Raw genomic sequence first — 7,032 nt, forward strand, 5'->3', positions numbered from 1 at the left:
CCTCCTTAAACTAAGTTGAAATTCCTTTGCGTTTCATGTCACCCCAATGGGCTCCTTTTCGGAACGCAGCGAAAATCCCCAGGACTCTCCAGAAGACCATAAGCGGCCGGTACCAGAAGGTTTCGGTCAGCGCCCAGAAATACAGGCGCATCAGATGGGAGGCTTTCGGATATTTATGAAGGGTCAATTCCTCCAGCAGCACAGCCAATGCTGAAATGAGTGAACCGTAGAATATCGTCACCAAAAAGAGGATGCCTGCCGTAAACGGATCGATGAGCGAGAAGGCAAAGCCGCCGATAATCAGGAAATAGCCGACAAACTCGAATACGGCGCCGAGAAGTTCCACAAACAGGAAGTATGGCATTGAAAACAGGCCGACGGATCCGTATTTGGGGTTCAGCATCATCTTTTTGTGTGACCACAGGGTTTCAAGTAACCCGCGCTGCCAGCGGATCCGCTGCGACTTGAGCACATCCAGCGTTTCAGGAGCTTCGGTCCAGCAAACCGGATCCGGAATGTACTCGATACGCTGTTTCGACTTTTCTTCCCGGAGAAGGCGGTGCAGCCGCACGACCAGTTCCATGTCTTCCCCCACCGTGTCTTTATTGTATCCGCCAGCTTGAATCACACGTTCTTTGTTAAAAACACCGAATGCGCCGGAAATAATGAGCAGCACATTTAAGTGACTCAAAGCCAGACGACCGATGAGAAATGCACGGAAATACTCAACGATTTGCATGAGGACAATCGGACTCTTCGGCAAGTCAATCGCTTCCACTTTGCTCCTGGAGATGGTGCAGCCGTTTGCAATCCGGACAGAGCCCCCGGTTACGATGACCTGGCCATCTGATTCGATGATGGGTTTCATCGTTTTGAGTAGCCCATCATTTTCCAGTATGGAGTCTCCGTCGATGGCGCAGAAATATGGATAGGAAGACAAATTGATGCCCGCATTCAACGCATCCGCTTTTCCTCCATTCGCTTTCTTGATCAAGCGGATATAAGGAAAGATGGATGATTGATAGATGGCTTTGATCTCGGCTGATTCGATATGCAGTCGGACAGCGAATGGTATTTCTTTCATCTGAAACTCTTCAATCATGCGCTCGGATGTCTTATCCTTCGAACCGTCATCAATAACGATGATTTCTTTTTCAGGATATTCCAACGACAATAATGACCGGACGGTGCTTGTAACGCCGACTTCTTCATTATATGCAGGCACCAGGATGGAAACGGGGAACGTATTTTGGTTTCCCAGCAAATCTTCAGTGGATTCCTTCCGGTCGAGATTTGCCTCCCTTTTCACTTTTCCGAATGCCAGCAAAAAGAAGCCCAAATAACTCAAACTTGAAAAGAGCATGTAAGCGATAATGGCGTAGGCCAAAACTTCAAAAAAACTCTGCATTAGGTTTCACTTCCTAAAAGGGACGATTTCCACTGTGCCGCCATGTCCCGCGCAAAACGGTCGGGGTGATCGGCCGACAAATGGGTCAGCAGGATATCTCCGTCCGAAAACTGGAGCAAGGCTTCGGCCGCTGAATACCGGACCCACCAAACGGGGTCGCCCAGCAGGACGCTGAGCACTTCTTTGAAACGCGACAATTGCAGCTTTCCGGCAATCCGGGAAGCATACATCCGCTCCGTCCAGGACTGTGACTGAAGAAAAGACAGCAATAAGCCTGGATCGGTAAGGTATTGCATATGGAGAATAGCTTTTAATGCCTGAATGCGCATTTCCGCTTCCCCCGTTTTCAATTCAGCCTCAATGCGGGGCAAAAATGCGATTAATCCTGCCCTGCCGATATAGGAAACAGCTGCATGCTTTAACGCATTATTTTGTATTTCATTCCGCAAAGCGGCATCCAGCTCTTCCATCCTGGTTTGTTCTTCGAGCCGTTGGAACACATCGGTGTATAAGCGGACCGGTGCATCGGGATAGCGCGCCAATACAGAAATGGTGGCCGGTTCATTCAACGAAGCCAATGTCCGGAGGAGCTGCTGCGTTTCCTGGTCCAGAATGGAACTTTTATCGATTCGCTCTTTCAGCAAGGGTTTAAGGGAGGTTATATGAAAATCTTCTATATAATAAAGTGTATTCATCCGGCTCGCCCAGTCTTTGCGCGCCAGCTGTTTGGCGTAATGCGCTGCCAGCAAATCTTCCGACAGTTTTGTAACAAGCGGAGACGCCACGCTGCCTTTTGTCACGGCTACATAACCATTCAACAACCGTTCAAGTACAACGATTTTATGCGTGCTGTTTTGAATTTCCCGGAGGAATCGGTCATCGGAGGGATCCAGCATATACGAGCTGAATGAGTCGATCAACGCTTCGTATTGCTGGGTTATCGCCTGTTCTTTAGCCGACATTTTTTCTTTGCGCCAAGCTAAAGCAAGCAACAGGACGAGTTGGCCAAGGAGCAGGGAGAGGCTTAAAATCCAGAAGAAATGGAGGCTCATTTGAACATCCTCATAGTCAGCCGCTGTATTCGCGCCACAACTTCCTGCGCATAGAAGGGTTTAACGATATAATCATCTGCGCCGCTTTTCAATGCCAATACAATATCGGATTCACTGTTGCGGGAGGTCAGCATAGAAATGATGATATTTTCATGGGGATAATGATTGCGTACATGATTCAGCACTTCGAGACCATCCATTTTCGGCATGATGCCATCGAGCAGAATCATATAGTTCTCTTCAGGCTTAAACCATTCCGATTCGACAAAACTGGCGCCGTCAGCGTATTCTTCTATCCGGAGATCGAATTCTTCAGGCTTCCAGCCCGAAAATTGTTTCGACACCAGCTTGCGTACGAGGGAATCGTCATCCACTATGATGATGTTGAGATGACGCCTGAAATCATCTTGAGCCCGTTCGTAGATTAATGTTTGATTGCGTCCATTTTTCTTCGCCTGATACAAAGCGCGGTCGGCCATGCTCACAAGCGCATCCTGTTTCTGCCGGTATTCGCTGATGCCAGCCGAAAAGCTTACATGAAACGGCTCGGAATCGTCGAAGGAAAAAGCGGTTTCCGCAAAGGCGGAATGGATCCGGTCCAGCAAATCGCTGGCCGTTTGAGCTTTTGTATCCGGGAGGATCAATGCAAATTCTTCCCCGCCGTACCTGAAGAAATAATCCGACTCCCGCTTCGTATTCATGAGGAGCTGGCTGAAAATCCGCAGCACTTCATCTCCCGCGCAATGTCCGTAGTTGTCATTCACTGCTTTGAAATGGTCCAAATCAAGCAGGACCAGCGTGAACGCAGTTCGCATCTTCTCAGCTAATGCCGTCATTTGCAATAACACATGATTGAAATACTTTCTGTTCCCCGCTCCTGTCAGTTCATCGTATAGCGTCCCCTGGGAAATCTCTTTTTGGTTTCGCAGGCGATTATTGACATAAGGAACAAAAAAGGACATATTCAGCGGCTTCGCAAGAAAATCAGTGGCACCAAGCTCCATCGCCTGTATTTGAGTTTCAATCCGATCGTCCGCACTGATTACAGCAATGGGAAGAAAGCTGTTTTTCGCCGCTTCATGGATTTGGGTTACGAGGTCAAAACCGTCAACATCGGGCAAGTTCCGATCCAACAGGACCATTTGCGGTTGAAGCGTGTAGAAAAATTCCATCCCTTTTTTGCCATCGAGCGCAATAACAACCGAAATGCCCCGCTCTTCCAACGAGTCTTTTACGGAAGCTGCAAAGGTTGCATCCGCATCAATGACCAGGACAAACGATTCTTTAACAGGAGCAATTTCAGAAGAACGAGCTGCTTCTTCTATAATAGGTTGTTCGGAAGTGAAGAAGTCTGTAAATGTCTCCATCAAAGGTTTCAATGACTGAACAGGAAGCAATGCCGTGCTTTCTTCTGTGAAAAATTCCAGCTGCTTTCCGCAAAACTCGGACAATTCCATAATCCCGATTGTGCCTGCCGTGCCTTTCAGCGTATGTAAAAAGCGGTAGACTTCCCGTTCTTCAATGTTCTGTTGTATCTGCCATTTGGAAAAATCCTGTTCCATTCTATTGGCGAGCATTTTTTTGTAATTTGTCGGAACCATTCTTGTTTCACCTTCTTAAAAAAATATCTGAATGGTTGTTATTATACTATAATAACTTACATAATGTGGGGTTAAAAAGATTCTATAGGTCTATAAAATTCCGTTATTCCTGGGATATGCTGCGTGGATTCAATAAAAAAAAAGACATTTTGATGGCTCGCATCAAAATGTCCTGAACTTTATGGACGCAATGTCATCCAACTTCCAACATGGTGAATTGCGTTTCCTTTATAGGCTGGATTGCCAGCGTAATGAGCGGTGACTTTCGCGAGTTCCTGATTCATAAAGGCTTCGCCTTCTTCCGCAAACGTGATGATGCTGCCTTCGTCAGTCACGTCCGTTTCGACGCCTACCACGACGCTTTTGCCAAGGCGTTGGGCCATCGCCATTTCGTTTTTGACGATGTCGATGATCATCGGCGCAGAATCACGGTAAGCCATGATGGCCACACCAGCCGTATTGGCGATCACCCACTCGGCCAGCTGACCTTTGCCAAATGTGTTTTTGTATTGGATCTCGTCAAACCAGAACGGAATGTCGGCTTCCAGCGGAAGACCCATTTGGGCTGTGCTCCTATTCGCTCTTTCAAGAAGCGTTTGGAAAGATTTGATGGTGGCTGCCTGGTTGGTCTTCCAGCCGCTGTAGAGATACGGTTCCACATCCAGATGGACCCCAGCAAATCGGGTATTTTCCGCTGCCTGAACCTGATAGTCGCTAACCCAGGCTAAGAAGCGATCCTGGTTTACATAAGCTTTTGGTGCGACCCAGGATGGTGCCCCGTCAAGCGCATATATGTCGATTCCCTTACTCTTCGCTTTCCCGATGAAACTGCTGTAAGCTGCTTTTGAAATGTCCTGGTCTACTTGGACATAGACTTTGTTCACGCTTTTGCTTTCGATAAAAGCCAACGTGCCCGTTTCGTCTTCAACAAACATCCAGGGATTCCAAAGCCATGTAGCGCGGAAGGGCTGGGACGTTTCGCTTGCTTGCGTATATCCAGGTCCCACGAACGCAATTAATGAAAAAAATGCCACAACGGCAATCACCACTTTTTTTAACATTTTATAGTTTCCTCCTATTCTGTGAACCAGTGCTCACAGAATGGGCGCCTGGCAACCAGACGACCGTGCACTGGAAGACCAGTGTGTAGGCTCATAGCTTTGCGTCCTTACCTTTCGGATAAGTTTGCCTTTTTCAGATTATTATTTCTTATCTTACTGTATTTAAATGTCATAAATCTATAGACTAATTAACTATTAATAATGAAGTGAATCAAGATATTTTATTCGAATAAAGATTTGGTGCTGTGAACTTTCCTCAATTCCCATCTTATGCCATACTGAAGGCAGAAACGCAGAGGGGGAATTTTTTTATGGCAGAGTTGAGTGGCATGTTGGCATGGACGTTTACACAGGAAATCGATGTACCGGAATCGGTCAATGACTTGCTGATTACGGGCGAAGTGGCGCAGATCGCATACAAGACGGTACGCGACACGGCCGTGGTCACGAACAAGCGCATCATCATTTCGGACAAACAGGGATTGACCGGCAAGAAAGTCGAAGTCTACACGATTCCGTTCAAATCGATCATCATGTACTCGTCGGAAAACGGCGGCACGTTCGACCTGAACACCGAGCTCGAGCTTTGGACGAAAGCCGGCCGATTCAAACTGAACCTGGCGAAGAAAGTCGACATCCGCAAGTTGGATAAAGTGATTGCGGAAGCGATTTTATAGAATTTTGGTGGCAGCTCCTTTTGGGGCTGTTTTTTTGTGTTTGAAAACATTGCTACATATAGTTGAGTGAAGATTTGAAATTTTTAATTGCGAAATGGATATTCTTGGTATAATAGATGAAACAATATTTTATTGAGGTAACCAGACAAGTAGATAAAGTGGAAACTCATTAGAAGAGTGGTGTATCGATGAAGAAAAGAATAGGCATTCTAACATTTTTTATACTTGCATTATCTGTGTTTACGATCATATTCATAGACGGAGACGATGGAGTGTTTTCAGAAGAGAATTGTTTGGAAACCTATATTCCCTGTGTAAATGCTTTTACGGAGAAAGAGAAGGTTAAGGTATTTAATGGAACGAGCGTGCTTGACCGAGGAGGTGGAAACTTTATTTATGGGGACTTTTTCAAAGGAAGTATTGAAAGAGAGCAGTTGGATGTATTAAAAACAGGTAAAAGCGAAGTAATAACATTAGAGTTCATAAACAAAAAACCTGATAATATCAGTGTTTATCAGGTAATTGGCGATGAAAAAGAAATAGAGATCGATATGGACAAGCATTCTTTCATTGCTCCAGATAAACTTGGAACATACAACTATAAATTATACGGCGAATACGCCAATGGTACTGTAGATCATTACTTAAAAATAAAAGTGAAGTAATGGAGGAAATCATTTGAGATTCTTAATTTTATTGGCCCGCGGGCCGAATTGGATAGAAGATGTAGTGTTTCACAACCAGCCATTTATGCCTGAACATGCCGTTTACGTGCAGAAAGGGTTTGACGGGGGCAATGTTATACTCGGGGGGCCATTCATGGATTTTTCAGGTGGTGCCATCGTGATCGATGCTGAAACTGAAGAAGATGTATTGGCGTTTGCTGAGGGGGATCCTGCTGTCCAAAATGGTATCTTCACCTTTTCGCTCAAGGAATTGTATTTCGCAACTGAAAATTGAGCCACAACGCAATTTAATTTTGAGCCACTTCTGAATGGCTACTTTCGAGCCATTTTTTCGTTTCTCTCATCCGGTAAGAGGGTCCAATCATATTCACCACGTGCGATTTATGCGTCAGGCGATCCGTCAATGCTGCAGTCAAAATGGGATCATGAAATACTTCTTCCCATTTCGCAAACGACAGGTTGCTGGTGATAATGGTCGAGGATCGACCAGCGCGCAATGATAAATGAGTAAACAGTAACTCAGCTCCTTCTTTATCGAAAGAAATGT

At 45.8% G+C, this 7,032-nt stretch carries 7 protein-coding genes, 1 pseudogene and 1 riboswitch; of the genes and pseudogenes, 3 read left to right on the forward strand and 5 right to left on the reverse strand.

Features of this window, described 5'->3' with window-relative positions; all coding sequences use genetic code 11:
• Window positions 1–10: 10 nt before the first annotated feature.
• From DIJ65_RS14550 to DIJ65_RS14565, 4 genes are all read right to left on the reverse strand, one after another.
• The gene (locus DIJ65_RS14550; RefSeq protein ID WP_117303410.1) at window positions 11–1,408 is read right to left on the reverse strand and encodes a glycosyltransferase family 2 protein; all 1,398 of its coding nucleotides are present in this window, start codon (window positions 1,406–1,408) and stop codon (window positions 11–13) included.
• Window positions 1,408–2,460, reverse strand: coding sequence for a HEAT repeat domain-containing protein (locus DIJ65_RS14555; RefSeq protein WP_230321448.1), 1,053 nt, complete (start codon window positions 2,458–2,460; stop codon window positions 1,408–1,410). Before DIJ65_RS14555 ends, DIJ65_RS14550 begins: the two co-directional genes overlap by 1 nt.
• Complete coding sequence (locus tag DIJ65_RS14560) at window positions 2,457–4,061, reverse strand: diguanylate cyclase (protein WP_117303412.1); 1,605 nt, start codon at window positions 4,059–4,061, stop codon at window positions 2,457–2,459. Before DIJ65_RS14560 ends, DIJ65_RS14555 begins: the two co-directional genes overlap by 4 nt.
• A gap of 179 nt (window positions 4,062–4,240) precedes the next feature.
• On the reverse strand, window positions 4,241–5,122 hold the full coding sequence (locus tag DIJ65_RS14565; protein ID WP_117303414.1) for an amidase: 882 nt from the start codon (window positions 5,120–5,122) through the stop codon (window positions 4,241–4,243).
• Between the two features lie 47 nt (window positions 5,123–5,169).
• Window positions 5,170–5,261: riboswitch (cyclic di-GMP riboswitch) on the reverse strand.
• Window positions 5,262–5,433: 172 nt separating this feature from the next.
• Here DIJ65_RS14565 and DIJ65_RS14570 point away from each other — a divergent pair.
• From DIJ65_RS14570 to DIJ65_RS14580, 3 genes are all read left to right on the forward strand, one after another.
• The gene (locus DIJ65_RS14570; RefSeq protein ID WP_117303416.1) at window positions 5,434–5,799 is read left to right on the forward strand and encodes a PH domain-containing protein; all 366 of its coding nucleotides are present in this window, start codon (window positions 5,434–5,436) and stop codon (window positions 5,797–5,799) included.
• 188 nt (window positions 5,800–5,987) lie between these two features.
• Entirely contained in the window at window positions 5,988–6,464 is a 477-nt protein-coding gene (locus tag DIJ65_RS14575) for a hypothetical protein (protein WP_117303418.1), read from the forward strand.
• A 13-nt stretch (window positions 6,465–6,477) separates the two neighbouring features.
• Window positions 6,478–6,759, forward strand: a complete 282-nt coding sequence (locus tag DIJ65_RS14580; RefSeq protein ID WP_117303420.1) for a YciI family protein — start codon at window positions 6,478–6,480, stop codon at window positions 6,757–6,759.
• Window positions 6,760–6,772: 13 nt separating this feature from the next.
• On the opposite strand, the pseudogene istB reads toward DIJ65_RS14580, so the two are convergent.
• Window positions 6,773–7,032 (reverse strand): annotated as a pseudogene (istB, locus tag DIJ65_RS14585) (IS21-like element ISSau9 family helper ATPase IstB); the annotation flags it as partial.

Origin of the sequence: Planococcus salinarum, assembly GCF_007004625.1 — a bacterium.
GTDB classification, from domain to species: domain Bacteria; phylum Bacillota; class Bacilli; order Bacillales_A; family Planococcaceae; genus Planococcus; species Planococcus salinarum.

Coding starts and splice junctions, on each gene's coding strand:
- DIJ65_RS14575 (WP_117303418.1), top strand. CDS start 5,988: ATGAAGAAAAGAATAGGCATTCTAACATTTTTTATACTTGCATTATCT.
- DIJ65_RS14550 (WP_117303410.1), bottom strand. CDS start 1,408: ATGCAGAGTTTTTTTGAAGTTTTGGCCTACGCCATTATCGCTTACATG.
- DIJ65_RS14555 (WP_230321448.1), bottom strand. CDS start 2,460: ATGAGCCTCCATTTCTTCTGGATTTTAAGCCTCTCCCTGCTCCTTGGC.
- DIJ65_RS14570 (WP_117303416.1), top strand. CDS start 5,434: ATGGCAGAGTTGAGTGGCATGTTGGCATGGACGTTTACACAGGAAATC.
- DIJ65_RS14565 (WP_117303414.1), bottom strand. CDS start 5,122: ATGTTAAAAAAAGTGGTGATTGCCGTTGTGGCATTTTTTTCATTAATT.
- DIJ65_RS14560 (WP_117303412.1), bottom strand. CDS start 4,061: ATGGTTCCGACAAATTACAAAAAAATGCTCGCCAATAGAATGGAACAG.